This window comes from Pseudocitrobacter vendiensis (genome assembly GCF_943590815.1).
Taxonomy (GTDB): Bacteria; Pseudomonadota; Gammaproteobacteria; order Enterobacterales; family Enterobacteriaceae; genus Pseudocitrobacter; species Pseudocitrobacter vendiensis.
Map to the genome: position 1 here is coordinate 1 of NZ_CALSBS010000037.1, position 26,551 is coordinate 26,551.

At 52.8% G+C, this 26,551-nt stretch carries 26 protein-coding genes and 1 tRNA gene; 6 read left to right on the plus strand and 21 right to left on the minus strand.

Translation table 11 applies throughout. The features are described 5' to 3' along the window. A partial coding sequence (locus NMC31_RS23365; RefSeq protein WP_253899245.1) for a TIGR04141 family sporadically distributed protein occupies window positions 1–982 on the plus strand: 982 nt, incomplete at its 5' end. Between the two features lie 94 nt (window positions 983–1,076). Here NMC31_RS23365 and NMC31_RS23370 read toward each other — a convergent pair. The 4 genes from NMC31_RS23370 to proB form a co-directional block, all read right to left on the minus strand. Further along, the gene (locus NMC31_RS23370; protein ID WP_000068783.1) at window positions 1,077–3,008 is read right to left on the minus strand and encodes a site-specific integrase; all 1,932 of its coding nucleotides are present in this window, start codon (window positions 3,006–3,008) and stop codon (window positions 1,077–1,079) included. 87 nt (window positions 3,009–3,095) lie between these two features. Further along, a tRNA-Thr gene (locus NMC31_RS23375) sits at window positions 3,096–3,171 on the minus strand. Window positions 3,172–3,286: 115 nt separating this feature from the next. Then, on the minus strand, window positions 3,287–4,540 hold the full coding sequence (proA, locus tag NMC31_RS23380) for a glutamate-5-semialdehyde dehydrogenase (RefSeq protein WP_253899246.1): 1,254 nt from the start codon (window positions 4,538–4,540) through the stop codon (window positions 3,287–3,289). A 10-nt stretch (window positions 4,541–4,550) separates the two neighbouring features. Further along, window positions 4,551–5,654, minus strand: coding sequence for a glutamate 5-kinase (proB, locus tag NMC31_RS23385; RefSeq protein ID WP_253899247.1), 1,104 nt, complete (start codon window positions 5,652–5,654; stop codon window positions 4,551–4,553). A gap of 286 nt (window positions 5,655–5,940) precedes the next feature. Between proB and phoE the strand changes: the two genes are divergently transcribed. Next, window positions 5,941–7,005 carry a phosphoporin PhoE gene (gene phoE / locus NMC31_RS23390; protein ID WP_149464939.1) on the plus strand — a complete coding sequence of 355 codons (1,065 nt, stop codon included), beginning with the start codon at window positions 5,941–5,943 and terminating at the stop codon, window positions 7,003–7,005. A gap of 188 nt (window positions 7,006–7,193) precedes the next feature. On the opposite strand, the gene crl is transcribed toward phoE, so the two are convergent. The 3 genes from crl to gpt form a co-directional block, all read right to left on the minus strand. Further along, window positions 7,194–7,595 carry a sigma factor-binding protein Crl gene (gene crl / locus NMC31_RS23395; RefSeq protein WP_149464938.1) on the minus strand — a complete coding sequence of 134 codons (402 nt, stop codon included), beginning with the start codon at window positions 7,593–7,595 and terminating at the stop codon, window positions 7,194–7,196. A gap of 57 nt (window positions 7,596–7,652) precedes the next feature. Further along, window positions 7,653–8,897, minus strand: coding sequence for an esterase FrsA (frsA, locus tag NMC31_RS23400; protein ID WP_253899248.1), 1,245 nt, complete (start codon window positions 8,895–8,897; stop codon window positions 7,653–7,655). A gap of 106 nt (window positions 8,898–9,003) precedes the next feature. Beyond that, a complete protein-coding gene (gpt, locus tag NMC31_RS23405; protein WP_015965764.1) occupies window positions 9,004–9,462 on the minus strand; it encodes a xanthine phosphoribosyltransferase in 459 nt (152 codons plus the stop codon). Window positions 9,463–9,715: 253 nt separating this feature from the next. Here gpt and pepD point away from each other — a divergent pair, with 253 nt between their 5' ends. Then, on the plus strand, window positions 9,716–11,173 hold the full coding sequence (pepD, locus tag NMC31_RS23410; protein WP_149464936.1) for a cytosol nonspecific dipeptidase: 1,458 nt from the start codon (window positions 9,716–9,718) through the stop codon (window positions 11,171–11,173). A 38-nt stretch (window positions 11,174–11,211) separates the two neighbouring features. On the opposite strand, the gene NMC31_RS23415 is transcribed toward pepD, so the two are convergent. From NMC31_RS23415 to NMC31_RS23465, 11 genes are all read right to left on the minus strand, one after another. Continuing rightward, entirely contained in the window at window positions 11,212–11,655 is a 444-nt protein-coding gene (locus tag NMC31_RS23415) for a GNAT family N-acetyltransferase (protein WP_253899249.1), read from the minus strand. A gap of 15 nt (window positions 11,656–11,670) precedes the next feature. Then, the gene (locus tag NMC31_RS23420) at window positions 11,671–12,069 is read right to left on the minus strand and encodes a type II toxin-antitoxin system YafO family toxin (RefSeq protein ID WP_253899250.1); all 399 of its coding nucleotides are present in this window, start codon (window positions 12,067–12,069) and stop codon (window positions 11,671–11,673) included. A 2-nt stretch (window positions 12,070–12,071) separates the two neighbouring features. Then, window positions 12,072–12,365 (minus strand): type I toxin-antitoxin system antitoxin YafN, encoded by a 294-nt coding sequence (gene yafN, locus NMC31_RS23425; RefSeq protein ID WP_253899264.1) that lies wholly within the window; start codon window positions 12,363–12,365, stop codon window positions 12,072–12,074. Window positions 12,366–12,417: 52 nt separating this feature from the next. After that, entirely contained in the window at window positions 12,418–13,473 is a 1,056-nt protein-coding gene (dinB, locus tag NMC31_RS23430) for a DNA polymerase IV (RefSeq protein ID WP_253899251.1), read from the minus strand. A 177-nt stretch (window positions 13,474–13,650) separates the two neighbouring features. Continuing rightward, entirely contained in the window at window positions 13,651–13,866 is a 216-nt protein-coding gene (nqrM, locus tag NMC31_RS23435; protein ID WP_253899265.1) for a (Na+)-NQR maturation NqrM, read from the minus strand. A gap of 2 nt (window positions 13,867–13,868) precedes the next feature. After that, window positions 13,869–15,092 (minus strand): NADH:ubiquinone reductase (Na(+)-transporting) subunit F, encoded by a 1,224-nt coding sequence (nqrF, locus tag NMC31_RS23440; protein WP_253899252.1) that lies wholly within the window; start codon window positions 15,090–15,092, stop codon window positions 13,869–13,871. A 13-nt stretch (window positions 15,093–15,105) separates the two neighbouring features. After that, window positions 15,106–15,702 carry an NADH:ubiquinone reductase (Na(+)-transporting) subunit E gene (nqrE, locus tag NMC31_RS23445; protein WP_015965771.1) on the minus strand — a complete coding sequence of 199 codons (597 nt, stop codon included), beginning with the start codon at window positions 15,700–15,702 and terminating at the stop codon, window positions 15,106–15,108. A 3-nt stretch (window positions 15,703–15,705) separates the two neighbouring features. Further along, entirely contained in the window at window positions 15,706–16,344 is a 639-nt protein-coding gene (locus tag NMC31_RS23450) for an NADH:ubiquinone reductase (Na(+)-transporting) subunit D (RefSeq protein ID WP_015965772.1), read from the minus strand. After that, window positions 16,337–17,131, minus strand: a complete 795-nt coding sequence (locus NMC31_RS23455) for a Na(+)-translocating NADH-quinone reductase subunit C (RefSeq protein WP_253899253.1) — start codon at window positions 17,129–17,131, stop codon at window positions 16,337–16,339. The genes NMC31_RS23450 and NMC31_RS23455 overlap by 8 nt, the downstream gene beginning before the upstream one ends. Continuing rightward, entirely contained in the window at window positions 17,124–18,362 is a 1,239-nt protein-coding gene (locus tag NMC31_RS23460) for an NADH:ubiquinone reductase (Na(+)-transporting) subunit B (RefSeq protein ID WP_149464928.1), read from the minus strand. Before NMC31_RS23460 ends, NMC31_RS23455 begins: the two co-directional genes overlap by 8 nt. Window positions 18,363–18,365: 3 nt before the next feature. Further along, complete coding sequence (locus tag NMC31_RS23465) at window positions 18,366–19,709, minus strand: Na(+)-translocating NADH-quinone reductase subunit A (protein WP_253899254.1); 1,344 nt, start codon at window positions 19,707–19,709, stop codon at window positions 18,366–18,368. Window positions 19,710–20,256: 547 nt separating this feature from the next. On the opposite strand from NMC31_RS23465, the gene dpaA reads away from it, so the two are divergent. Next, window positions 20,257–20,997, plus strand: coding sequence for a peptidoglycan meso-diaminopimelic acid protein amidase (gene dpaA / locus NMC31_RS23470; protein WP_149464925.1), 741 nt, complete (start codon window positions 20,257–20,259; stop codon window positions 20,995–20,997). Here the strand turns inward: dpaA and NMC31_RS23475 are convergent. Together NMC31_RS23475 and lpcA are read right to left on the minus strand one after the other, a co-directional pair. Beyond that, on the minus strand, window positions 20,968–21,735 hold the full coding sequence (locus NMC31_RS23475; RefSeq protein WP_149464924.1) for a class II glutamine amidotransferase: 768 nt from the start codon (window positions 21,733–21,735) through the stop codon (window positions 20,968–20,970). The genes dpaA and NMC31_RS23475 overlap by 30 nt on opposite strands. A gap of 42 nt (window positions 21,736–21,777) precedes the next feature. Next, window positions 21,778–22,359, minus strand: a complete 582-nt coding sequence (gene lpcA / locus NMC31_RS23480) for a D-sedoheptulose 7-phosphate isomerase (RefSeq protein WP_015965778.1) — start codon at window positions 22,357–22,359, stop codon at window positions 21,778–21,780. A gap of 240 nt (window positions 22,360–22,599) precedes the next feature. Here lpcA and fadE point away from each other — a divergent pair, with 240 nt between their 5' ends. After that, window positions 22,600–25,044 carry an acyl-CoA dehydrogenase FadE gene (gene fadE / locus NMC31_RS23485; RefSeq protein WP_253899255.1) on the plus strand — a complete coding sequence of 815 codons (2,445 nt, stop codon included), beginning with the start codon at window positions 22,600–22,602 and terminating at the stop codon, window positions 25,042–25,044. 101 nt (window positions 25,045–25,145) lie between these two features. Here the strand turns inward: fadE and ivy are convergent, their stop codons facing one another. After that, entirely contained in the window at window positions 25,146–25,592 is a 447-nt protein-coding gene (ivy, locus tag NMC31_RS23490; protein WP_253899266.1) for an Ivy family C-type lysozyme inhibitor, read from the minus strand. Window positions 25,593–25,775: 183 nt separating this feature from the next. Here ivy and NMC31_RS23495 point away from each other — a divergent pair, with 183 nt between their 5' ends. Then, window positions 25,776–26,546, plus strand: a complete 771-nt coding sequence (locus tag NMC31_RS23495) for an amidohydrolase (protein ID WP_253899256.1) — start codon at window positions 25,776–25,778, stop codon at window positions 26,544–26,546. The last annotated feature ends 5 nt before the right edge of the window (window positions 26,547–26,551 follow it).

The following is a 26,551-nucleotide window of genomic DNA, read 5'->3' on the forward strand; positions in this document are numbered from 1 at the left end:
ATTTGATATAGAAAAAATAAAAAGCTTTTCATTAAACCTCTGTAATGAAGAAGGGATTACAACTAAAGCATATAATATTTACAGAAGCTTTATTTATGACATTCCCTTTGACGATGAGGGAGTTGTTTATCATCTTTGCGAAGGAGAATGGTATAAAGTTGATCAAGATTATTTAGCAATTTTGAAAGATTATATCGATCAAAGATGCGAGAACACCTCACTTCCACCATACAATCACGATAACATAGCAGCAAACAAAAGAAGTTATAGTGAAGAAAACTACAATGAAGATGTTGCCCGTAACTCACTGACACATATCTGTCTTGATCAAACAGATATAAGCCCTGATGGATATACGCAAATAGAGCCTTGTGACATAATTAGTTATAATGGAAATACGTGCATTTTCCACCATATAAAAATATCCTCACGCTCATCTCAGCTTAGTCATCTTTTTAATCAGGGTGTCAACTCTATGGAGTTGTTAATTCTGGAAGGACACAGTAGAGATAAATTAAAAAATCTCATTGAACAAAAAATACAACATCGTGACTTAGATAGTTTCAAGCGAGTAATCGATGGAAATGACTATAAAGTTGAGTTCGGCATAATTACAAAAAAACCTGCAATTTCTAAATCTGATAACCTCCCACTTTTTTCAAAAATAAGCTTAATGAGAAGTTTAAGAGCACTTTCTCTTTGCCGCACGGAAGGTGTGGTAAGTTTTATACAAGATATAAGTCCTCCTAAAGAAAGCTATAGTAAATATCCTCGTATTACAGTAGTCGTATCTCTTGATGCAAATGGTAAGAATGAGGTTGTTGTAGATAACAACCAAATTTTCCCACAAGGGAAAAAAGTAATGAGATGCTCTCAAGAAATAACTAATAGCGCTATCGGTTCAAAATATATGATTTATGTCAAAGCAAGCGAAAATGGGGATCTTAGCACCAGTCACGCTTGGGAAAGTGAACCGATTTAGATAACTTTATTTATCTAAAAAGAAACACACACCATAGCCCCATAAGTTCGACGGAGCTATGGTGTATTTTAAAATGAATAACTAAATGTTACCTTTATCTACGTTGTTTATTAATTTGTTTGATTCTAAGAGCATCAGCTACCGCATCTACACCATCTTCGCAAACAAATGGAGCAACTTCCGGTAGCCCTAACGTAACGCTCTCAAGCACAGCATAGAGGGCTGCTGGTGGATGATCTTTGCTATAACGATTCTCTGTTTCGCCAGAGCCGCGGATATGTCCAACAAACTGAGCACGAGTCTCGCTGTCGATTCCTGCTTGTTTGAGCCTTGTAGAAAACGTGTGACGGAATGAATGGAACGATTTCTTGCTGTCTTTTTCAAAGCCTAATCGCTCTTTCAGCAACGAGCGGTTAAACCAGTCTGAAGCCTTATCACCATATCCTTTTACAGAGTGGTAAGGAAGCTCTGGAAATAAACGCTCATGGCCTGCTTTCTTCAATGCTTCGCAATAGTTGATTAATCCAAGTTTGATCAATGTCGGATGCAACGGTATTTTCCGTCGCGAATTAATCGTTTTCAGTGACTGATCTGCACGTTCGCTGTTGATTTCAAAGAAATAAAATCCGGCATCATCCTGCTTAATATCATCCAGATAAAGCTGGCATAACTCATTAATCCTTGCTCCGGTAAAGAATCCGATGAGTGGCAACCAGTAATGAAATGCACGGTAATGATGGAAGCGTCCCTCGCTATTTCTATCCACAGTTCCACGTTTAAACCAAGGACGGTTAAAAATAGCGTGCAAATCCTCATCAGTGAAATCAGCTTTGAATTCCTGATCCATCTTTTCATTTGCTACAGGTGCGAAGAATTGATTCGCTGGGGACTTAATAAAAATACCTTCTCCATCAGCCCACCTGAAAGCTTCGAATATAACCCTCATATACTTACGAACGGTATTATCGCTCATTAGAGGATCGCCATTCTCTTTTGCTTTAACCATCAGCTCATGAATGTCATTGATTTTGTATCGGATTTTAGCCAAATCGCGCCGTGCAGGTATCGACCTTAGCAAGCTCTCATACTCACGGAGATAGTCACGATCTACTTTTACAAGCTTTGAATCACCCATGACTTCAACCAGTAGGCTAAAACCTTCCCGAACTCGATTTTCTGCCTTTCCCGTGAATTTTCCCCCGCGCTTGTAGCGAATATATTTTTCACATAACTCGCTCATTTTCACCGAGTAGTATTTAAGATTTACATACTCATTCTCCGGCAATGATGGGGATAATATTGCAGTGGATATTGCTTTTGGCTTCTCAGGAGTTGCAGGAGATAGTGAGGGGCTATATGACAGCCAAAACAATCGTAAGCGCTCGGCTTGAACACGATGAATCATCAATGAATTAGGCGAGATTTCGACACCGGGAAAGTCAACGAACCAAGCGGCTTTGGATGAAGCCTCTAAGGATTTAAATGCGGTTTCTGCATCCAGCGGCTCGCCAGCGATCATCTGACGTAATATACGTGATGAAACCAAGGGCTGAACATAACCGCTCAGAGAACCTCTGATACCGATGTTAATGGCACTATCGATGATAAATCCAGAAACCTCAGGATCGTCTTTATCAACGAGTGAAAGGTCTTCAACATAGTAAGCAGGACGCCCATCAGCAAGCCAAAACAGCGGGATATTCGTATCAAGCAGGCGCTGAGCAACTTGTTGCAGGGAAGCACTCGTTAAACCGCAAAATTCAGCAAGGCTGATCATTCCTTCGCCCGCCAAAGCAGGCGCACTGCTCACCAACTTTTCTCTATCCAATTTTTGATACTCACCCAAACATCGCTGCCAGACAGCCAATAGGACTGCGGCAATCGCTCGCGCTTTTCTGATGTCGTTTGTTTCTGTTGAAGCGTGAATCTCACGCTGTCCCGTGTAGAGACGGTATCGGGCGGGAACTGCAATACGGACAACATAAATACCGCTGCTACGGCGATACAGATTATCACGTTGAGCCATCGGCTGTATGACCTCTATGTAGTAGAGGCTACGCGATTTCACTCTGAATGAATTTAACGTTAATTAAATCAATAAGATATAAGTGACTGGTGCCGATAATAGGAGTCGAACCTACGACCTTCGCATTACGAATGCGCTGCTCTACCAACTGAGCTATATCGGCCCTGAAAAGGACGTGTTCACGAGCGCGAATCACGGTGGACAAGGTTAAAACTAACCGGGCGATGCGTCAATGGCCTTGAGAATCAAATGGCTACTTTTGCATCACCCGGCGTTAATTAGGCACGAATGGTATCGTCACCGAAGCCAACCCACTTGTAGGTGGTCAGCGCTTCGAGGCCCATCGGGCCGCGCGCGTGCAGTTTTTGCGTGCTGACGGCCACTTCTGCGCCCAGTCCGAACTGGCCACCGTCGGTGAAGCGCGTGGAAGCGTTCACGTAGACGGCGGAGGAGTCGACCTCGTTGACGAAGCGGTTGGCGTTGCTCAGCGTGCGCGTCAGGATGGCGTCGGAGTGCTGAGTGCCGTGCTCGCGAATGTGGGCGATAGCGTCGTCAAGGCCAGCCACCACCTTCACGTTAAGATCCAGCGACAGGAATTCGTTATCGAACTCTTCGGCTTTCACCGCCACAACCTGCGCCGGGCCCGCTTTTAACAACGCCATGGCGTTGTCTGTCGCGTGCAGCGTCACGCCGCTCTGTGCCATCTGCTTGCTCAGCGCGGGAAGAAAACGTTCCGCGATATTCTGATTCACCAGCAGTGTTTCCACCGTATTACAGGTGCTCGGGCGCTGGGTTTTGGCATTGACGATGATTTTCAGCGCCGGTTCAATTTCAGCCGTGTCATCCACATAGATATGACACACGCCAATCCCACCGGTGATCACCGGGATCGTCGACTGTTCGCGACAAAGCTTGTGCAACCCCGCGCCACCACGTGGGATCAGCATGTCGATGTATTTATCCATGCGCAGCATTTCACTGACCAGCGCGCGGTCCGGGTTGTCGATCGCCTGAACGGCACCCGCCGGTAAGCCGCACTCCTGTAACGCTTTTTGGATAACCTTCACCGTGGCGGCGTTGGTGCGATGCGTCTCTTTCCCGCCACGCAGAATCGCCGCATTACCGGTTTTCAGGCACAGGCTGGCAACGTCAACGGTGACGTTCGGGCGCGCTTCATAAATCACGCCAATCACACCGAGCGGCACGCGTCGACGTTCAATGCGCAGGCCGCTGTCGAGCAGCCCGCCGTCAATCACCTGCCCTACCGGATCGGCGAGCGTGCAAACCTGGCGCACATCGCTGGCGATGGCGGAGAGACGCGCCGGAGTGAGCGCCAGCCTGTCGAGCATCGCCTCGCTCAGGCCGTTGGCGCGCGCGTCAGCCAGATCCTGCTGGTTAGCGTCGAGGATCTCTGCGCTGAATGTTTCCAGATAATCAGCAATTTTTTCCAGAGCCTGATTCTTTTCACGGCTCGATAGCTGCGCCAGCTTATAAGAAGCCTGTTTAGCAGCAATGCCCATTTGTTCGAGCATGGTGAACTCCTTAGCGGGTGATCATATCATCACGATGGACGGCAACCGGGCCGTACTCATAGCCGAGAATAGCATCGATTTGCTGTGAGTGGTGTCCGGCAATAAGGCGCAGCGCATCGCTGTTATAACGACTAACGCCGTGCGCGATATCCCGCCCTTCAAGGCTGCGAATACGGATCACTTCACCACGGGAGAAGTTACCGGTCACTTTTTTAATGCCTTTTGGAAGTAATGAACTTCCGCGTTCGAGAATCGCGGAGGTTGCGCCTTCATCGACGGTGATTTCACCCGCCGGCGGTGCGCCGAAGATCCAGCGTTTACGATTCTCCAGCGGCGTGTCCTGCGCGTGGAAGCGCGTACCGACGGAGACTTCCGCCATCACGTCGCCAATCACGCCCTGGCGGCTGCCTGCGGCGATGATGGTTTCAATACCGGCGCGGCAGGCGACATCAGCGGCCTGCAATTTGGTGCCCATTCCGCCCGTACCGAGGCCAGAAACGCTGTCGCCCGCGACGGCGCGCAGCGCATCATCAATGCCGTGTACATCGGTAATCAGTTTGGCGTCCGGGTTGCTGCGCGGGTCGGCGGTGAAGAGGCCCTGTTGATCGGTCAGCAGCAGCAGTTTGTCGGCACCAGCCAGAATCGCCGCTAGCGCAGACAGATTGTCGTTATCGCCGACTTTAATTTCAGCAGTGGCAACCGCGTCATTCTCGTTAATCACCGGCACGATATTGTTATCGAGCAGCGCGCGCAGGGTATCGCGCGCGTTGAGGAAGCGTTCTCTGTCTTCCATATCCGCGCGGGTCAGCAACATCTGCCCGACGTGAATACCGTAAATAGAGAACAGTTGTTCCCACAGCTGAATGAGGCGGCTCTGGCCGACAGCGGCCAGCAGTTGTTTCGAAGCGATAGTCGCGGGCAGTTCAGGGTAACCCAGATGCTCACGCCCGGCGGCAATTGCTCCTGACGTTACAATGACAATTCGATGCCCAGCCGCGTGAAGCTGAGCACACTGGCGAACCAGTTCAACGATATGCGCGCGATTCAGGCGGCGCGATCCGCCCGTTAAAACACTGGTGCCCAGTTTGACCACCAGCGTCTGACTATCACTCATGATTCTCTGCCGTTAAAAGTGAAAAAATGAAACCAGGTTCACGTTTTATCAGGTGTCAGCCCGCTTGCCAACAGGCAGCGAGGAAAGCGAGGTATTTTATTGCGCGCGATCAGTAAGCTTAACCGCACGTTTTGACGCTTTTATGACAAATCTAATTAACGGCACTTTTTCAGAATAAATCTCACATTGTCATAAATCTTTCATTGAGAAAAGTTACAACCCTTTCTGTTTTTCATGTGGATACATTTTTATAAATTTTGCCTTATTAAAAAATCAGGAAAGGAAAATGAAAAAAAGCACTCTGGCATTAATGATGATTAGCGCATTAACCACAACTTCCGCAGTACAGGCGGCAGAGGTGTATAACAAGAATGGCAATAAACTGGATGTGTATGGCAAAGTGAAGGCCATGCATTATATCAGTGATTATGATAGCAAAGATGGCGATCAGACTTATGTGCGTTTTGGTATTAAGGGCGAAACGCAGATTAATGAAGCGTTAACCGGCTATGGCCGTTGGGAATCTGAATTCTCTGGCAATAAAACCGAAAGTGATTCTACACAAAAAACACGTCTGGCCTTTGCCGGGTTGAAATTGAAAAATTTCGGTTCTTTCGATTATGGTCGTAACCTGGGCGCACTGTATGACGTGGAAGCCTGGACCGATATGTTCCCGGAATTCGGCGGCGACTCTTCCGCGCAAACCGATAACTTCATGACCAAACGCGCCAGCGGCCTGGCGACCTATCGTAATACCGATTTCTTCGGCGTGGTGGATGGTCTTGACATAACCCTGCAATATCAAGGGAAAAACGAAAACCGCGACGTGAAAAAACAAAACGGCGACGGTTTTGGCACTTCACTGGCCTATGACTTTGGCGGCAGCGATTTCGCTATCAGCGGCGCGTACACGTCTTCTGACCGTACGGCGGACCAGCAAAATACAGCACTCGCTCCACGTGGTCAGGGTAATAAAGCTGAAGCCTGGGCTACAGGCCTGAAATATGACGCCAATAATATTTATCTGGCGACCTTCTATTCTGAAACCCGTAACATGACGCCGATTTCGGGTGGCTTTGCTAATAAAGCGCAAAACGTTGAGGTGGTGGCACAGTATCAATTCGACAACGGCTTCCGCCCGTCGCTGGGCTACGTCTTGTCTAAAGGCAAGGATATTGAGAACGTCGGAAGTGAAGACCTGGTAAATTATATTGATGTAGGCGCAACTTATTACTTCAACAAGAACATGTCCGCGTTTGTTGATTACCGCATCAACCAGCTGAAAAGCGATAATAAACTTGGTATCAACGATGATGATATCGTCGCGCTGGGGATGACTTACCAGTTCTGATAAAAAAGCCCGCCTAATCAGGTGGGCTCATATTGCTGACAACGTGCGCTTTGTTATTGCCGGATGCGGCGTGAACGCCTTATCCGGCCTACCGATCCGTAGGCCTGATAAGCGAAGCGCCATCAGGCGCAGTTCGGCACCGTTGCCGGATTCGGCGTGAACGCCTTATCCGGCCTACTCTCATCGCGTTAAGCAGATAAACGCATCGGCTCGTCGTCAAAACCGTCTGCTGGTTCCAGTTTCAGGTCTAATGTTGCCAGTAACTCGCGTGCTCGCTCGTGAAACCCGCGTAACGTTTGCTCTACGCGCTCATTAATTTCAGGATCCTTAATCGCCATCGCCTGCCATTTGCCATCTTTATTGAACAGACCAAACTGGTAGCTGTAGGTGAAGCGGTCTTCTTCCGCTTCCATTTCCATCCACCATCCCCAGAATTCACGGCTTTCAGGCGCTGGCTTAACGTTCACACATACAGCAAGGCAATCGAAAAAGAAGCGGTTCTCTTCACACTGCTCTTCACGGATGTAAGGGCCTAGCGCAGTGAGTTTTTTAATCAGTCTGCTTTTCGGGTGTCCACTCGGTAACGTCATTGCGATCTCCTTTGATGATGCAACTGTTTTACCAAATCAATAAAATTTAGCAATCTATTAACCAAATCTATTATTGATCCACCCTGCAATTTCTTTCAGCGCTTTATCAAAATTGCGGTACACCGGGTTAAATGGCACGTTCAGAAGCTTACCCTCTGACGAGGAAGAAGCGATAAGCCGCGACTCCTCTTCCGGGCTGAACGGATCGTTGTTCCAGTAACCAGACAGCATCGGCGTAGGGCAACGGCGGCCCAGTAAACCCTGCGTTTTCAGCGAATAACGGTTCAGTTCAATGCGTAGCGCGTCATCAGAGGCGTCATGCATGCCCAGACGCGAGGCGAGGACGTCGAGATACATCTCTGGTACCCGGCCCTGACGCAACGGGTCATTCAACAGGCAATGCACGATGGGGCCCAGGCAGGCCACGCCGCGCAGGCGCTGAGATTCGAGATACGCCAGGCGCACCGCCACGTTCGCGCCGAAGCGGAAGCCAAACGCCGCAACGCGCGTATGATCGACCCACGGAATATTGGGTAGTTCTCGCAGCAGGTGCTGATGCAGCTGGCTGGAGTCCTGAGTCAGTTTCCATTTCGATGAGCCACCAATCGACGGCATATCCAGGGTGAGCATGGCAATGCCCAGCGGCGCAAAGTAGTGTTCATATAAGCTGTAGTAATCAATTTGCAGGCCGTCGAGGCCGCCGCACATCAGCACCGTCGGGAATGGGCCATCGCCTTTTGGCATGTGCAGGAACGCGCTCACCGGCGAGCCACCAGGAATGGCAATTTCCAGTTCCCGCATTTCCCCTGGCAGACGTTTAGCCGCTTCGGCATAGGCGCGATTCGCCAGCACCTGCGCCTGTTCTGCAAGATCGTCGCCTTTCAGGTGCGGATAAGCCGCAATGCTGTAGAGATTGGAGGCATGCAGCCAGTGACGGCCGCTGAGCAGCGGGTCATCTTCCTGCGTCGCTTTTTGCTGCCATTGCATCGCCTGCGTTGACCATTCGTAGATCCAGTTGCCGCCGCGATAGCCGACCACGGTGTCGAGCATGCCTTCGTCGGTGCGCTCGGCCTGGCTCATCACGATGCGCGCCTGCACATCAAGAATTTCCTGCGGCGAGATACCGCGCCAGATCCACATCAGGCGGTTAATCATGCGATACCAGTGCGGGACGGTTTTACCGTCAAGCGCAGACTGCACCGCAGGATCGCTCCCCGGGTTAAATCGACGCACCAGCGTGGAGGTTTCAGGGTGTTTGAAACGCGGTTTGAACAGGGTTTCGCTAAGATTCGCCTCTGACATCGCATGATCTCCATGAATACGAGCTTTGGACTATTGTACCGCGCCAGGCAGTAAAAAAAACAACGCCCGGCATTGCCGGGCGCTGGAATCGCATTTATTGCAGGAATTAACGGCCAGCAATAGGCGGTACGAAGACCACGCCCATATCCCACGGCTGTTCAATCCAGGTATCCTGCGGGATATCAATCACATAATCGTCAACCAGCGGGCGACCTGCCGGTTTAGCGAAGATGGTGACGAAGTGTGCTTTAGGATACATTTCGCGGATAGCCACTGCAGTACCACCGGTATCAACCAGGTCGTCGATCACGATAAAACCTTCACCGTCGCCTTCAGCGCGTTTCAGGACGGTCAGCTCGCGCTGGTTGTCGTGGTCGTAGCTGGAGATGCATACGGTATCAACATGACGAATGCCCAGTTCACGTGCCAGCAGAGCGCCTGGTACCAGACCCCCACGGCTAACGGCAATGATGCCTTTCCACTGTTCAACAGGTAACAGACGGCTTGCCAGTTTGCGGGCGTGAATCTGCAACATGTCCCAGGTGACGACGTATTTTTCGCTCATGTGAAAATATCCCAGCCTGTGTTATACGGCTTAAAAAGTGTTCAAGGGGGAAATAGGTTGCGCGAGATTATAGAGATCTGACGCACTAAAAACCAGCCTTGAGGGCACTCTGCCCCTCTTTTTCCGTGGTTTGTTCTACCTGATAAGGCAGAAAGTGGTATTCTCGACCCTATCTCGCAAGCGCTGCTTGTGGTGTCTGTTTCGCTATTTATTACACTCATTCCAGATGCATAACGCCGTAAGGAGACTCATCGTGTCGGAACTGTCTCAACTCTCCCCACAACCGCTGTGGGATATTTTTGCCAAAATTTGTTCTATTCCTCACCCGTCTTATCACGAAGAGCAACTGGCTGAACACATCATCGGCTGGGCGAAAGAAAAAGGTTTCCATACGGAACGCGACGACGTCGGTAACATTCTGATTCGTAAAGGCGCAACCGCCGGAATGGAAAACCGTAAACCGGTCGTTCTGCAGGCGCACCTCGATATGGTGCCGCAGAAAAATAACGATACCGTCCATGACTTCACTAAAGATCCAATCCAGCCGTATATCGATGGCGAGTGGGTAAAAGCACGCGGCACCACGCTGGGTGCCGACAACGGTATCGGTATGGCTTCCGCCCTGGCGGTACTGGCTGACGATAAAGTAGAACATGGGCCGCTGGAAGTGCTGCTGACCATGACCGAAGAAGCCGGGATGGACGGCGCGTTCGGCCTGAAAGCCAACTGGCTGCAAGCAGATATTCTGATTAACACCGACTCTGAAGAAGAGGGTGAAATCTACATGGGTTGCGCAGGCGGTATCGATTTTACCTCCAACCTGCACCTCGATCGTGAAGCCATTCCGGCAGGGTTCCAGAGCTTTAAGCTGACGCTGAAGGGCCTGAAAGGCGGCCACTCCGGCGGCGAAATCCACGTCGGTCTGGGCAACGCCAACAAACTGCTGGTGCGTTTCCTGGCAGGACACGCGGAAGAACTGGATCTGCGTCTGGTCGATTTCAACGGCGGTACGTTGCGTAACGCCATCCCGCGTGAGGCATTCTCTACCGTTGCCGTGGCGGCGGATAAAGTAGAATCGCTGAAGGCACTGGTTGGCCAGTATCAGGATATCCTGAAAAACGAGCTGGCTGAGAAAGAGAAGAACCTGACCGTGCTGCTGGAGTCCGTCAGCAACGATAAAGCCGCGCTGACCGCGCAGTCTCGCGATGCTTTCGTTCGCCTGCTGAACGCTACGCCGAACGGTGTGATCCGCAACTCTGACGTGGCAAAAGGCGTGGTTGAAACCTCCCTGAACGTCGGCGTCGTGACCATGACTGACGACAACGTGGAAATTCACTGCCTGATTCGTTCGCTTATCGACACCGGTAAAGAGTACGTGGTCAGCATGCTGGATTCACTGGGTAAACTGGCTGGCGCGAAAACCGAAGCCAAAGGCAGCTACCCTGGCTGGCAGCCGGACGCAAACTCTCCGGTGATGCATCTGGTGCGCGAAACCTATCAGCGTCTGTTCAACAAGACGCCGAACATCCAGGTTATCCACGCCGGTCTGGAGTGCGGTCTGTTCAAAAAACCGTATCCGGAAATGGACATGGTTTCTATCGGGCCAACCATTACGGGCCCGCACTCCCCGGATGAGCAGGTTCATATCGAAAGCGTGGGCCATTACTGGACGCTGCTGACTGAACTGCTGAAAGCGATTCCGGCGAAGTAATATCCTGCAAGCCGGGCGGCAATCACTGCCCGGCTTTTTTATACCTCTCGCGCCATCAGGTAATTAATAAACCACTCTCCCCTCGCCTCGACGTTTTGCTCGCGCACCAGTACAAATCCCTGACGTTCAAAGAACGGTTTTGCCGTAATGCTCGCCGCGACGGTCACTTTTCCCGGTAGCATTTTCGCCAGCAATGCCCGTAGCAGTGCCCCGGCAATCCCCCGCCGCGCGTAATCTGGCGAGACAAAGAGCAGGTCAATGTAATGCCCAACGGCGGTGATAAAACCGACAATATTTCCATCCACTTCCGCCACCAGCACGACCGAAGAGGCGAGTTTTTGCCGCCACTGCGCGTCATCCACCTGCCCCCAGGCAGCAATCTGCGTGGCTGAATAGTGCTGACTGGCTGTCTCGCGCACCGCACGCAGGAAAATCTGACATAGCTGCGGCAGCTCATGCGGCTGCCAGGGACGAATGTTCATGATTTCTCGTTCTCTTTAAAAACGCATGCGGAATGCTTCTGCCATTTTGCCAATTTTCTGCATTTGATTATTATCACGCGCCTGCTGATGAGGCTGCGGTTTCAGAATGGCGATCAATAGCCACGCCTGTTCATCAAATGCGCCCTGACAATAGACCAGATACGCTTCGTCATTCGTTCTGTTGAATTGCCGCAACTGCGGTGGGAAAGGCTTCTCTGCTGACGCCAGGTGGATGTGCGCTACGCGCTCTGATTTAACCAACGGCCAGGTGTAAGGGCTGTCGTATGCAGCATCACGCCCAAAAATGTCAGGTAATATGCCATCTCGTTTATAGGAGATGAAATCCGCCGTTAGTGCCACAAGTTCCTTCTCGGTAAGCTGGAGGCGAATCAGCTTCGTTTTGAACACCCGCATTCCTATTCCTTAAAGTCATTTAAATCATCATCCGTTACATCATTGAGGTAGCGTTCTGCACGGTGCGTCATTTCCTCCAACCTTGCGGCGCTGGGGCGAAACTGGGCGCTGGCATTTTTTACGTCCTGATGCTCAGCGAGTAAATCCATTAACGCCTCAAATACGCTGGCGCTTAACAAATAGCCTGCGGGTTTGTTATTCGACAGAACCGCAACAGGTTGATCGATAAAGTATCTGGACGGGTTTTTTCGTAACTCCGTGATATTGACAGATATTTCCGCGAGAATTCGATGCATACTATTACTCTCCATAAAATAATGCACTTCATAATGTACATTATAGTATACATCACAATCCTAAAACGAGCTGTCTTTCAAGTTGTGGATCCAGCAGCGTAACGTGCAGCCCCACCAGTCGGACACCGCGCCCGGCGCGGCGTTCGTGCCAGCTTTTGTAGGCGGTGGCGATCAGGTCTTCTTTGTTCAGACGCGGCCAGACGTGCTCCTGAGTCGTGAGCTGGAAGTCATTAAATTTGAGTTTCACGCCCTGGCGGGCAATCAGCAGGTCGGGTTTGACCTTCGCCAGCCGACGCTCCAGCTCCGGGTAGAGACGTTCGATAATCGCTTCACACGCTGACCAGTCGTGGATGTCTTCCGCCAGCGTGCGTTCTACACCGATCGATTTGCGCAGCCGTTCGTTATTGATGGCGCGTTCATCAATGCCCTGACTGCGCTCCCACAGTACGCGGCCAAATTTACCAAAGCGCTTTAACAGCATGGCAAGGTCGCTTTTCTGCACGTCTTCGCAGGTTTTCAGCCCCATGCTTTCGAGCTTCGCGGCGGATACTTTGCCGACGCCGGGGATTTTTTCCAGCGGCAACGTTTTCAGGAACGCGGGAACGTCGGTGGGCGTGAGAACAAACTGGCCGTTGGGTTTATTGAGATCGGAGGCAATTTTGGCGAGAAATTTCACCGGGGCGACACCTGCGGAAGCCGTGAGCTGTAATTCGTTGAAGATAGTCTGCCGAATTTCCTGCGCAATCAGCGTGGCAGAACCGTGGCAGTGCACGCTGTCGCTGACGTCGAGATAGGCTTCATCGAGCGACAAGGGTTCAATCAGCGAAGTATAGCGAGAGAAGATTTCGCGGATGTGCTCAGAGGCTTCTTTGTAGGCGTCAAAACGGCCGGGTAAAAGCGTGAGGTGCGGGCAAAGCTTAAGCGCCATGCCTGTAGGCATGGCGCTACGTACGCCGAATTTACGCGCCGGGTAGTTGGCGGTACTGATGACGCCGCGTCGTTCACGGCTGCCACCAATGGCGATGGGGATGTCGCGCAGCGCAGGATTATCACGCATCTCTACCGCTGCGAAGAAGCAGTCCATATCGACGTGGATAATTTTGCGCATACATAGCCCCCGGACGTTACTGGACAAGTATACAGTATAAATGGAGTGGGTGAGAAGAGAGAAAAAGGCCCACAGCGCCGGATGGCGGCCAGGCCTTATCCGGCCTACAGTTCGCGTGATGCGTAGGCCCGGTAAGCGAAGCGTCACCGGGCATTATTGCATGTGGCTTGAGAAGGTTTACAAAATTCTCTTCTGTTGTTGCAACGCTTCGCGCGCCATGCGCTTTTTGCGCGCATCACAGGGCTCCGGGCAGTTGCAGACTTTTTCCAGCCCCAGCGAGGTAATCCCGCCACAGCTGCCCTGGATACTTTTACGCTTGATGATATACCCAAGCGACATCCCGAGGATCACCAGCGCGAAAATCGCAAACGTCGCCAGAAATACCGTAAGCATCATCAGCCTCCAAAATCATCGAGCATGATGTTTTCATCTTCCACGCCCAGGTCTTTGAGCATTTTGATGACAGCCGCGTTCATCATCGGCGGCCCACACATATAGAACTCACAATCTTCCGGGGCCGGATGGTCGCGCAGGTAGTTTTCATACAGAACATTATGGATAAAGCCCGTATAACCCGTCCAGTTGTCTTCCGGCAGCGCGTCCGAAAGCGCGATGTGGAAGGTGAAGTTCGGGTTGTCACGCGCCAGCTGTTCGAATTCGTCCTGATAGAACATTTCACGCAACGAACGTGCACCGTACCAGAAGCTGATTTTCCGCTTGCTGTGCAGGCGTTTAAGCTGGTCGAAAATATGCGAGCGCATCGGCGCCATCCCGGCTCCGCCACCGATGAAGACCATCTCGGCGTCCGTGTCTTTGGCAAAGAACTCACCAAACGGCCCGGAAATCGTCACTTTATCGCCCGCTTTCAGCGACCAGATGTAAGAGGACATAATCCCCGGAGGGGCATCCGGCACGCTCGGCGGCGGCGTGGCAATGCGCACGTTGAGCATGATGATGCCCTTCTCCTCCGGATAGTTCGCCATGGAGTAGGCGCGCACCGTCGGCTCTTTTACCTCAGAAACATAACGGAAAAGATTGAATTTATCCCAGTCGGCACGGTACTCATCAGGCACGTCAAAATCGGCGTAAGCCACTTTATGTGATGGGCATTCAATCTGAATATAGCCCCCCGCGCGGAACGGTACGACCTCGCCTGCCGGGATCGCCAGCTTCAGCTCTTTGATAAACGTCGCTTTGTTATCGTTAGAGATAACCTCGCATTCCCATTTTTTGACACCAAAGATCTCATCCGGCAGTTCAATTTTCATGTCCTGCTTCACCGCGACCTGACACGCCAGACGGCAGCCCTCTTTGGCTTCGCGTTTGGTGATATGCGCCAGTTCGGTCGGCAGGATGTCACCACCACCCTCTTTAATTTTGACGCGACACTGGCCACAGGAGCCGCCGCCACCGCACGCGGACGAGACGAAAATCCCGTTGCTGGAGAGCGTATTCAGCAGTTTATCGCCCGCTGGCGTACGGATCTGTCGGTCGGCTTCGTTGTTGATTTCAATCACCACATCGCCCGAGTTCACCAGCTTCGATTTGGCAAACAGGATAAGCACCGACAGCGCCAGTACGATCAGGGTGAACATGGCCACGCCAAGTATAATTTCCATTTTCTTCGCCCCCTTATAGCTGCACGCCGGAGAACGACATAAAGCCAAGCGCCATCAAACCGGTGGTGATAAAGGTGATCCCTAAGCCCTGCAAACCCGCAGGGACGTTTGAGTATTTCATTTTTTCGCGCAGCCCGGCCATGGCGACAATAGCCAGCATCCAGCCAATACCGGAGCCGAAACCGTAGACGATAGATTCGCCAAAATTATAGTCGCGCTGAACCATAAACGATACGCCACCAAAGATGGCGCAGTTCACGGTAATAAGTGGCAGGAAGATCCCCAACGCGGTATACAGCGCCGGGAAGTATTTATCGAGGATCATCTCCAGAATTTGCACCAGTGCCGCTATCACGCCAATAAAGGTGATGAAACTCAGGAAACTGAGATCCACGCCATCCATCAACGCCCCATCGCGCAGTACCAGATTGTAGACGAGGTTGTTCGCCGGAACGGAAATGCCCAGCACCAGCGTAACGGCAACGCCAAGGCCAAACGCGGTCGAGACTTTTTTCGATACCGCAAGGAACGTACACATGCCGAGGAAGAACGCCAATGCCATGTTTTCAATAAAGACGGCACGGACAAAGAGGCTAATATAGTGAGCCATCGGTTACTCCTTCTCCTGCTGTTCTGGCTTCCAGGTGCGAAGCGCCCAGATAAGCAGGCCGATGATGAAAAAGGCGCTCGGTGCCAGCAGGAACAGGCCGTTTGGCTGGTACCAGCCGCCGTTTTGCACCGTTTGCAAAATAGTGATGCCAAACAGTTTGCCACTGCCGATAAGCTCGCGCAGGAAGCCAACAATCATCAGAATCGCGCCGTATCCCAGGCCGTTACCGATGCCGTCCATAAAGCTCGCCAGCGGCGGCGCTTTCATGGCGTACGCTTCCGCGCGTCCCATCACGATGCAGTTCGTGATGATCAGGCCGACGAAGACCGAGAGCTGTTTTGAGATCTCATAAGCGAAGGCGCGCAGCAGTTGATCGACGACGATCACCAGCGAAGCGATGATCGCCATCTGCACGATGATGCGCACGCTGTTTGGAATATGGTGGCGGATCATCGAGATAAACATGCTGGAAAACGCCGTGACCAGCGTCACCGCAATCGTCATCACGAATGCGGTTTCCAGTTTAGTGGTCACCGCCAGCGCCGAGCAGACGCCGAGGACCTGAAGCGCTATCGGGTTGTTGGCAATCAACGGCCCCACCAGTACGCGCTTCACTTCTTTCATATCGCCCTGTTCAGCCATTATTCAGCACTCCTTCACGAACCTGTTTCAGGAACGGGCCAAAACCGAGGTCGCCCATCCAGAAATCAAAACTATGCTGTACACCATTGGAGGTCAACGTGGCCCCGGAAAGACCATCTACCGCGTATTGATCTCCCTGCCGCGCCCCACCTTTCACGACTTTCAGTGCCGGTATGCCGCTGTCATCAAGCACTTTTTTACCGATAAACTGCGCACGCCAGTTTGGGTTTTCGATTTCACCACCCAGCCCCGGGGTTTCGCCCTGGTCATAATAGGTGATGCCTTTGACCGTGCGACCATCTGTATCCAGCGCGACAAACGCGTACATCATCGACCACAGCCCGTTGCCGTAAACCGGCAGCACGATTTCTTGTACCTTTTGTTGGGCGTCTTTAACCAGATAGATTTCAACCACGTTGCTGCGACGCTTAATGCCCGCCGGATCATCATGGGCATCGAGCTGGATGCTTTGCTCCGGATCTTTCAGCGCCAGCGCCTGGTTGAATGACGCCGGGTCGCTGTCGAGCAGGTTGCCAGTTTTCAAATCCAGCAGGCGCGGGGTGATGCGTTCACTAAAGATATCGGCCACATCGTCCGTCGACATGCCTTGCTGCATCAGCCCGGCGACGGCGAGAATATTGCGCTGTTTATCGAGCGCGCGCTGTTCCTGCTGGCGGGATTTCAATCCTACCGCCGAACCCGCCACCACGATTGAACAGACCAGGCAGAGCACCAGCACCACCAGCAGCGTTTTGCCGATGCTATCGTTACTTTTCACTTCAGCCACGCGACTTCCTCCGCTTAATGTTGGCCTGCACCACCAGGTAGTCAAACAGCGGCGCAAAGAGGTTGGCGAACAGAATCGCCAGCATCATTCCTTCCGGATAAGCCGGGTTTACCACGCGAATAAGTACGCACATCACGCCAATCAACGCGCCATAGCACCACTTCCCTTTATCGGTAAATGACGCCGAGACGGGGTCAGTCGCCATAAACATCATGCCAAACGCGAAACCGCCAAGCACCAGATGCCAGTACCACGGCATGGCAAACATCGGGTTAGTGTCGGAACCCACGACGTTGAACAGCGTGGCGCTGGCGATCATGCCGAGCATCACCCCGGCGACAATGCGCCAGGAGGCTACCCGCCCGTAGATGATGATGGCTCCGCCGAGCAAAATCATCAGCGTCGAGACTTCACCAATTGAACCGGGAATGTTGCCGAGGAAGGCGTCCATCCACGTTACCGGCTGCCCGGTCGCCACGTTGACCAGCGTTTCCCCGCCATGGCTTGCCCACTGGGAAAGCGGCGTCGCGCCGGAGAAACCGTCCGCCGCCGTCCACACCAGGTCGCCGGAGATTTGCGCCGGGTAGGCAAAGAACAGGAACGCGCGCCCGGCCAGTGCCGGGTTGAGGAAGTTGCGCCCGGTGCCGCCGAAGATCTCTTTAGCGATCACCACGCCGAACGAGATGCCCAGCGCCGCCTGCCAGAGTGGCATGGTGGGCGGGACAATCAGCGCAAACAGAATGGAGGTGACAAAGAAGCCTTCGTTGACTTCATGCTTGCGAATAATTGCGAACAGCACTTCCCAGAAACCACCGACCAGGAATACGGTAGCGTAGATCGGTACAAAGAAGACCGCGCCCAGCGTCATCATGCTGAGCCAGCCGGCGTCTGGTGCGAAACTCACGCCCAACGCCTGCGCCAGGCTGTAGTGCCAGTTTGCAGCAATCACCTGCTGAAGCTGTTCCGCGCCATACAGTTTATGCAGCGCCGGGATGGTTTGCAGACCGACGCTGTACATTCCCCAGAACATTGCCGGGAAGACCGCAAACCAGACCAGAATCATCATGCGTTTGAGGTCGATGGCGTCGCGTACGTGCGCCGCGCCTTTCGTTACTTGCCCCGGCGTATACAGCAGCGTCGCTGCCGCCTCGTACAGGGGATAATATTTTTCCAGCTTGCCGCCGTGGGTGAAGTGCGGCTCAAGTTTTTCGACCAGATGCTTCAGGCCCATCACTTATCCTTCCTGCTCAATTTGGGTTAACACGCTGCGCAGCACCGGGCCATATTCATATTTCCCAGGGCAGACGTAGGTACAAAGCGCCAGGTCTTCTTCATCCAGCTCAAGGCAGCCCAGCGCCTGCGCGCTGTCGGAATCGCCCGCCAGCAGGTCACGTAGCAGCATCGTCGGCAAAATATCCAGCGGCATGACGCGCTCATAGTTGCCAATCGGCACCATCGCGCGTGCGCCGCCGTGGGTATCGGTGGAGAGGTTAAAGAGTTTGCGCTTCAGGAAGTGACCGAGCGTAGTACGGGTGATGGAAAATTTGTCGCGGCCTGGCGCAACCCAGCCAAGCAGCTCTTTTTCGCGCCCTTCTTTCAGCACGCTCACCTGCAGATGAAAACGCCCAAGGAATGCCTGCGGGCCAACCGCCTGGCTGCCGTTGAGTACGGAACCGGACAACACGCGGTTTTCGCCTTCCAGTAATTCGCCCTGCGTGAGTTCCTCCAGCGAGGCGCCCAGACGCGTACGCAGCAGGCGCGGCTGTTTCACCTGCGGCCCGCCGAGCGCTATCACACGCTCCACCCACAACTCACCATCGAGGAAGAGTTTGCCAATAGCGATGACGTCCTGGTAGTTCAGGTGCCAGACCTGTTTTTCGAGGCTTACCGGCTCAAGAAAGTGAATGTGCGTACCGACTAACCCCGCGGGATGCGGCCCGGTAAACTGATTAAACGTCACCTGTCCACACGGATGCCCACCCAGTTTGCCGCCGCTCGCCTGACAGACGTGCACCTTACCGTCGGTGAGGCGCGTGAGCAGCGTCAGGCCCGCGTCGAATGCTTCACGCTGGGCAAGAATGATCGGCTGCGGATCGGCGGCCAGAGGATTGGTGTCCATTGCCGTGACAAAAATTGCCGCAGGCTGCGTGCCCGGCACCGGCGATTTACTGAATGGGCGGGTGCGCATTGCGGTCCATAAACCAGAAGCAATCAATTGTGCTTCGACAGTTTCGCGCGGCAGCGTTGCCAGCTCATCAGCAGCAAAATGGGGGAATTCGACCGCCTCATCGCCATCGATATCAATGACAACGGACTGAAGTACGCGGCGCTCACCGCGATGAATGGCGCTGACGATGCCGCTGGCTGGCGCAGTGAAGCGCACGCCGGGGATTTTTTTATCGTCGAAAAGCAGTTGTCCTTTCAGTACGCGATCGCCTTCCTGCACGGCCATTGACGGACGCAGGCCGACATAATCATCGCCTTTCACCGCGACGCGCGTCACCGGGACATTATCGATGCGTTGTTGTTCGGGTACGCCCGCAAGGGGAATATCGAGACCCTTTGTTATTTTAATCATACTGTTAGCAGGTATCCGTTAAGGCCAGCGTTGTGATTAACGATACATAAAGAAAGGGGTGGCGGTATTAACCCCGAATCTTTCCATGATGGGCGATGAGGAGAGAAACGCATCCTTTCTTACACTTCCACCACCTGAGGGTGTCTGTCAGACGTTGAGGAACGAATCAGACAGGATAGCCATATAAAAAAGGCATGCTTCCCCCAGAATGATAACGTTAATGAATCTTAACACTATATTACCGTGCCCGGCAGCAGTTCCGCTGAATTCGCTCTAAAATGCGAGCTATTACGCAAAGCATCGACATTTTTGCCTGAGCGCGCATGGCTTGCCAGGCGTGGTTTGGGTACGCAATCTGTTGATATTGAGGCCTGTTATGTGATGTTTTTAGCGAGAGGATGAAAACTTAAATGTAAACTCCATAATCCCCCTCTTGCGAAAAAATGCTGTGATGCTAATGTGAGCGTCTCTAAAGACAGATAACTCTGATTTTGTCTCTCTCTTGCCTTCCTGGCATGTTGTTTTTGTTTATCAAGGAACACGTAGTATGCGCAAAATCGCATTTTTCATTGCGATGCTTCTCATGCCGTGCATGTCATTTGCCGGGTTGCTGAGCAGCAACAGCCCGATGACGCCGGTCAGTAAAGAATATAAGCAACAGTTAATGGGTTCACCGGTTTACGTTCAGATCTTCAAAGAAGAACGCGCACTTGACCTGTACGTCAAAATGGGCGAAACGTATCAACTCCTTGATAGCTATCGCATCTGTAATTACTCCGGCGGGCTGGGCCCGAAACGTCGCCAGGGTGACTTCAAAAGCCCGGAAGGGTTCTACTCTGTACAACGTAGCCAGCTCAAACCGGACAGCCGCTTCTACAAAGCCATTAACATCGGTTTCCCTAATGCTTATGACCGCGCACACGGTTATGAAGGGAAATATTTGATGATCCACGGCGCATGCGTGTCGGTGGGTTGCTACGCGATGACCGATTCCGGTATTGATGAGATTTTCCAGTTTGTGACTGGGGCGTTAGTCTTCGGCCAGCAGAGCGTGCAGGTGAGCATTTATCCGTTCCGCATGAACGATGCCAATATGGAACGTCATAAATACTCAACCTATAAAGATTTCTGGCAGCAGTTGAAGCCGGGGTATGACTACTTCCAGCAGACGCATAAGCCGCCTATCGTTTCTGTGGTTGACGGGCGCTATGTCGTCAGCAAGCCGCTGAGCCACGAAGTGGTGCAGCCGCAGCTGGCATCAAATTACACGCTCCCCGAGGCAAAATAATCGCCATTCGCCTGGCATAATCTTTTGCCAGGTTTCGTTCCCCGTCAGCGGCTGTGTCGCGATCACTGTGACCACGTCGTTGGCGGTCGTTTCCTGCTGAAAATCAATTTCCACGTCCTGATCCAACAGTGTCGCTACGCCAAATGGCGCCCGCCGGGTGATCCAGAACAGGTTGGTGGAGCAGAACGCCATCACATAGCGTCCATCGGACAACAGCATGTTGAATACGCCCTTTTCGCGCAATTGTGCGGCGAGCGTCGCGATATATTTAAATACTGCAGGCATATTGCCCGGCGTGCGCGGATAACGCTCAGTGAGCTTATGCAGCAACCAGCAAAAGGCTTTTTCACTGTCGGTTTCGCCGACCGGGCGGAAGTTGCCGGTTTCCAGCGATTTATAACCGTCAAGTTGGCCGTTGTGGGCGTAGGTCCAGTTGCGTCCCCACAGCTCTCGGGTAAACGGATGGGTGTTTTCCAGCGCCACGTTGCCACGATTAGCCTGACGGATATGCGCCACCACCGAACAGGATTTTATCGGATATTCCTGCACCAGTTTGGCAATCGGTGACTGGTAGCTTGGGTGGGGATCTTTGAATGTGCGACACCCTTTGCCTTCGTAAAAGGTGATTCCCCAGCCATCTTTATGCGGGCCGGTGCCGCCACCGCGCTGAACCAGCCCGGTAAAACTGAAGCAGATATCGGTTGGCACATTTGCGCTCATCCCGAGCAGTTCACACATTCTACACCCCCACCGCTAATCGGGGCCGAAGCCCCGTCGTTCTTACGCTTTAACCATCTCTTTTTCGATCAGCATAATCAGGATATGGATCACTTTAATGTGAATTTCCTGAACGCGATCGGCATAGCCAAAGTGCGGCACGCGAATTTCGATATCCGCAGAGCCCGCCATTTTGCCGCCGTCTTTACCGGTCAGGGTGATCACTTTCATCCCCTGCGCACGCGCTGCTTCAATCGCTTTGATCACGTTGCCGGAGTTGCCTGACGTGGAGATCCCCAGCAGGACGTCACCTGCGCGGCCAACGGATTCGACGTAACGAGAGAAGACATATTCATAACCGAAATCATTGCTCACGCATGAGAGGTGGCTGACATCGGAAATCGCAATCGCCGGATAGCCCGGACGGTTCTCGCGATAGCGGCCCGTTAGCTCTTCAGCAAAGTGCATCGCGTCACAGTGGGAACCACCGTTACCGCAAGATAACACTTTACCACCCGCTTTGAAGCTGTCGGCCAGCAGCACCGCTGCACGCTGAATCGCGTGGATATTGGCTTCATCTTTCAGGAAGTTAGCCAGCGTTTCTGCCGCTTCGTTCAGTTCGTTACGAATAAGATCCTGGTACATGAGGATAATCCTTCAGTATGGGTGAAATAACTTTTTCACAGTGTACCGGATAGCATCAGCAGCGAGAAGCTAAAGCCCACCACTTCCCGATGGCTTTTGATTTTTGGTGCCTATGAAAGCGGCAACAATGTGAGCTGAGTTGTAATTATTTTGTAATCACATTGCTAAAAGAAATGACATCAACTAGAACAATACTATCACAAGTGGTCAGACCTCCTACAAGACAGGGAGCATTTCTCTATGATGATTTTGAGTATTGTTGCAACCATTGCTTTACTCGGTGTGCTCTTCTATCACCGCATCAGCCTGCTGCTGAGCAGCCTGATATTACTGGCCTGGACCGCTGCACTCGGCGCCGCAGGGCTGTGGAATATCTGGCTGCTGGTGCCGCTGGCAATTATTCTGGTGCCGTTCAACGTACCTTCCATGCGCCGCGCGATGATCTCTGCGCCGGTGTTCCGCACCTTCTGTAAGGTGATGCCGCCGATGTCGCGCACGGAGAAAGAAGCGATTGATGCCGGTACCACCTGGTGGGAAGGCGACCTGTTCCGCGGTAACCCGGACTGGAAAAAGCTGCATAACTATCCGCAGCCACGCCTGACAGCGGAAGAACAAGCGTTTATCGACGGCCCGGTAGAAGAAGCCTGCCGTATGGCAAACGACTTCGAAATTACCCATGAAATGGCGGATCTGCCGCCGGAACTGTGGGCGTATCTGAAAGAGCATCGCTTCTTCGCGATGATCATCAAGAAAGAGTACGGCGGGCTGGAGTTCTCCGCTTATGCTCAGGCGCGTGTGCTGCAAAAACTTTCCGGCGTGTCGGGGATTCTGGCGATCACCGTTGGCGTACCGAACTCATTAGGGCCGGGGGAGCTGTTACAGCATTACGGTACTGAAGAGCAGAAAAACCACTATCTGCCGCGCCTGGCGCGTGGGCAAGAGATCCCTTGCTTTGCGCTGACCAGCCCGGAAGCGGGTTCCGATGCGGGCGCCATTCCGGATACCGGCGTTGTCTGCATGGGCGAATGGCAGGGCGAGCAGGTGCTGGGGATGCGCCTGACCTGGAACAAACGCTACATTACGCTGGCACCTATCGCCACCGTGCTGGGGCTGGCATTTAAACTCACCGACCCTGATAAACTGCTGGGCGGCGAAGAGAATCTGGGCATCACCTGTGCGTTGATTCCGACCAGCACGCCGGGCGTGGAAATTGGCCGTCGCCACTTCCCGCTGAACGTACCGTTCCAGAACGGCCCGACCCGTGGTCAGGATATCTTCGTCCCTATCGACTACATCATCGGCGGCCCGAAAATGGCCGGACAGGGCTGGCGTATGCTGGTTGAGTGTCTGTCAGTTGGCCGTGGGATCACCCTGCCGTCGAACTCGACGGGCGGCGTGAAATCAGTGGCGCTGGCGACCGGGGCGTATGCGCATATCCGCCGTCAGTTCAAAGTCTCCATTGGTAAAATGGAAGGGATTGAAGAGCCGCTGGCGCGCATTGGCGGCAACGCGTACGTAATGGATGCGGCTGCATCGTTAATTACCTATGGCATAATGCTCGGCGAAAAACCGGCGGTACTGTCGGCGATTGTGAAATATCACTGTACCCACCGTGGTCAGCAGTCAATTATTGATGCAATGGATATCGCCGGCGGTAAAGGCATTATGCTCGGCGAAGGCAACTTCCTCGCCCGTGCTTACCAGGGCGCGCCGATTGCTATCACCGTTGAAGGCGCGAACATCCTGACCCGTAGCATGATGATCTTCGGTCAGGGCGCGATTCGCTGCCATCCGTATGTGCTGGACGAAATGGCCGCCGCGCAGAACAAAGACGTGAAAGCGTTTGATAACCTGCTGTTTAAACACATCGGCCATGTGGGCAGTAATAAAGTGCGCAGCTTCTGGCTTGGCCTGACGCGCGGCTTAACCAGCGCCACGCCGACGCATGACCAGACGCGTCGCTACTATCAGCATCTGAACCGTTTGAGCGCCAACCTCGCGCTGCTCTCTGACGTGTCAATGGCGGTACTTGGCGGCAGCCTGAAACGCCGCGAACGTATCTCCGGACGTCTGGGTGATGTGCTGAGCCAGCTCTATCTCGCCTCTGCGGTACTGAAACGCTATGACGATGAAGGGCGTAACGAAGCCGATTTACCGCTGGTTCACTGGGGCGTGCAGGATGCGCTGTATCAGGCAGAGCAGGCGATAGATGATTTACTGAAGAACTTCCCGAACCGCTTTGTGGCCGGGGCGCTGAGCGTGGTTATTTTCCCGACTGGTCGCCATTATCATGCGCCGTCGGATAAGCTGGACCATCAGGTGGCGAAGATCCTGCAAACGCCATGTGCCACGCGCTCCCGTATTGGCCGTGGTCAGTATCTGACGCCGAGCGAACATAACCCGGTCGGTTTGCTGGAAGAAGCGTTAATTGATGTGATGGCGGCAGATCCTATCCACCAGCGGATCTGCAAAGAGATTGGCAAAAACCTGCCGTTTACCCGTCTGGATGAGCTGGCGCGTAACGCACTGGCGAAAGGGCTTATCGATCAGGAAGAAGCCAATATTCTCATCAAGGCTGAAGAGAGCCGTCTGCGCAGTATTAACGTGGATGATTTCGACGCTGACGCGCTGGCGACCAAACCGGTAAAGTTGCCGGAGAAAGTCCGCAAGATTGAAGCTGCGTAATGTAAAAACGGGGCCGAATGGCTCCGTTTTGTTATCTGTTAACCTCAAGCCCGGTAAGCGCAGCGCCACCGGGCAATGTTTTTCAGGCTCGAACACACCGATTACTTAAAATTAAAACCGTCCGGGTGATTTTCCAGACTGCCAGTCAACGCCGCAAACAGCACCGTTTTGCCGTCAATAGACAGCGCATCATTCACGTTCAACCAGGTTAATTTTTCCTGCGACGTTTTTTCATCAACGGTCGAGAACAGGCCGGTCATCTGCTTAGACTTTTCAGACCACAGCACCGCCACACGTTCGGTCCCGCAATCATGCGGCTTACATGCGCTCATTACCTGATAAGATTCATCACCCAGCGTGACGGTTTTCGCAGGGGTATACGTTCCCCCTTTCACCACCCATGCTGGCAATTTGTGCCCTTTCACCATCTGGTTAAACGCCGCTTTGGTCGTTTCACCTTTTGCCAGACTGCTGATGGTTACATCTTCCTGCGCCATGGCGCTGGTTGCAAAGACCAGCGCAGCGACAGCGGTTATTGCCTTATACATCATTCCTCCTGGGCTTATCCTGCCCTTGTTGTTCATCCTCTTAAGAGTGAGCGGCAAGCTAGCCAAATGCAAATCAGATATTTCCAATAACCGCTTTTTTTATCGAAATATTCCGCAGCACGGCAACAGCCTGATAAGGTGTTAAAGTTATAAAAGCCCCCTGCAATAAAGGAGTTGACCGCCGTGCCTGGTTTGAAAATTACACTTTTGCAGCAACCGCTGGTGTGGATGGATGGCCCTGCCAACCTGCGCCATTTCGATCGTCAACTGGAAGAGATCAGCGGGCGCGATGTCATTGTCCTGCCGGAGATGTTTACCACCGGTTTTGCCATGGAAGCCGCGAAACAGTCACCTTCTCAGGAGGAGGTGATTTCGTGGATGCAGAAGCAGGCACAATGTACCAACGCCCTGATTGCAGGCAGCGCGGCACTACAAACCGATCGCGGCCCGGTGAACCGCTTTTTACTGGTCGAACCGCAAGGTGATGTGCACTTTTACGATAAGCGCCATCTGTTTCGCATGGCGGATGAGCATCATCACTATGAAGCGGGCAACGAACGCGTGGTGTTTGAATGGCGCGGCTGGCGCATACTGCCGCTGGTGTGTTACGACCTGCGCTTCCCGGTGTGGTCACGCAATCGCGACGATTACGACCTCGCCCTGTACGTCGCCAACTGGCCAGCACCACGTTCCCTGCACTGGCAGGCGCTACTGGTCGCCCGCGCGATTGAGAATCAGGCATATGTAGCAGGCTGTAACCGTGTCGGCACCGATGGCAACGGGCACCACTACCGTGGCGACAGCCGGGTGATTAACCCACAGGGCGAGATTATCGCCACCGCCGATGCGCATCAGGCAACGCGTATTGATGCCGAGTTGTCGATGACGGCATTAGAGGAATACAGAGAGAAGTTTCCGGCATGGCGGGATGCGGATGAGTTTAGGTTGGGGTGAGGAAA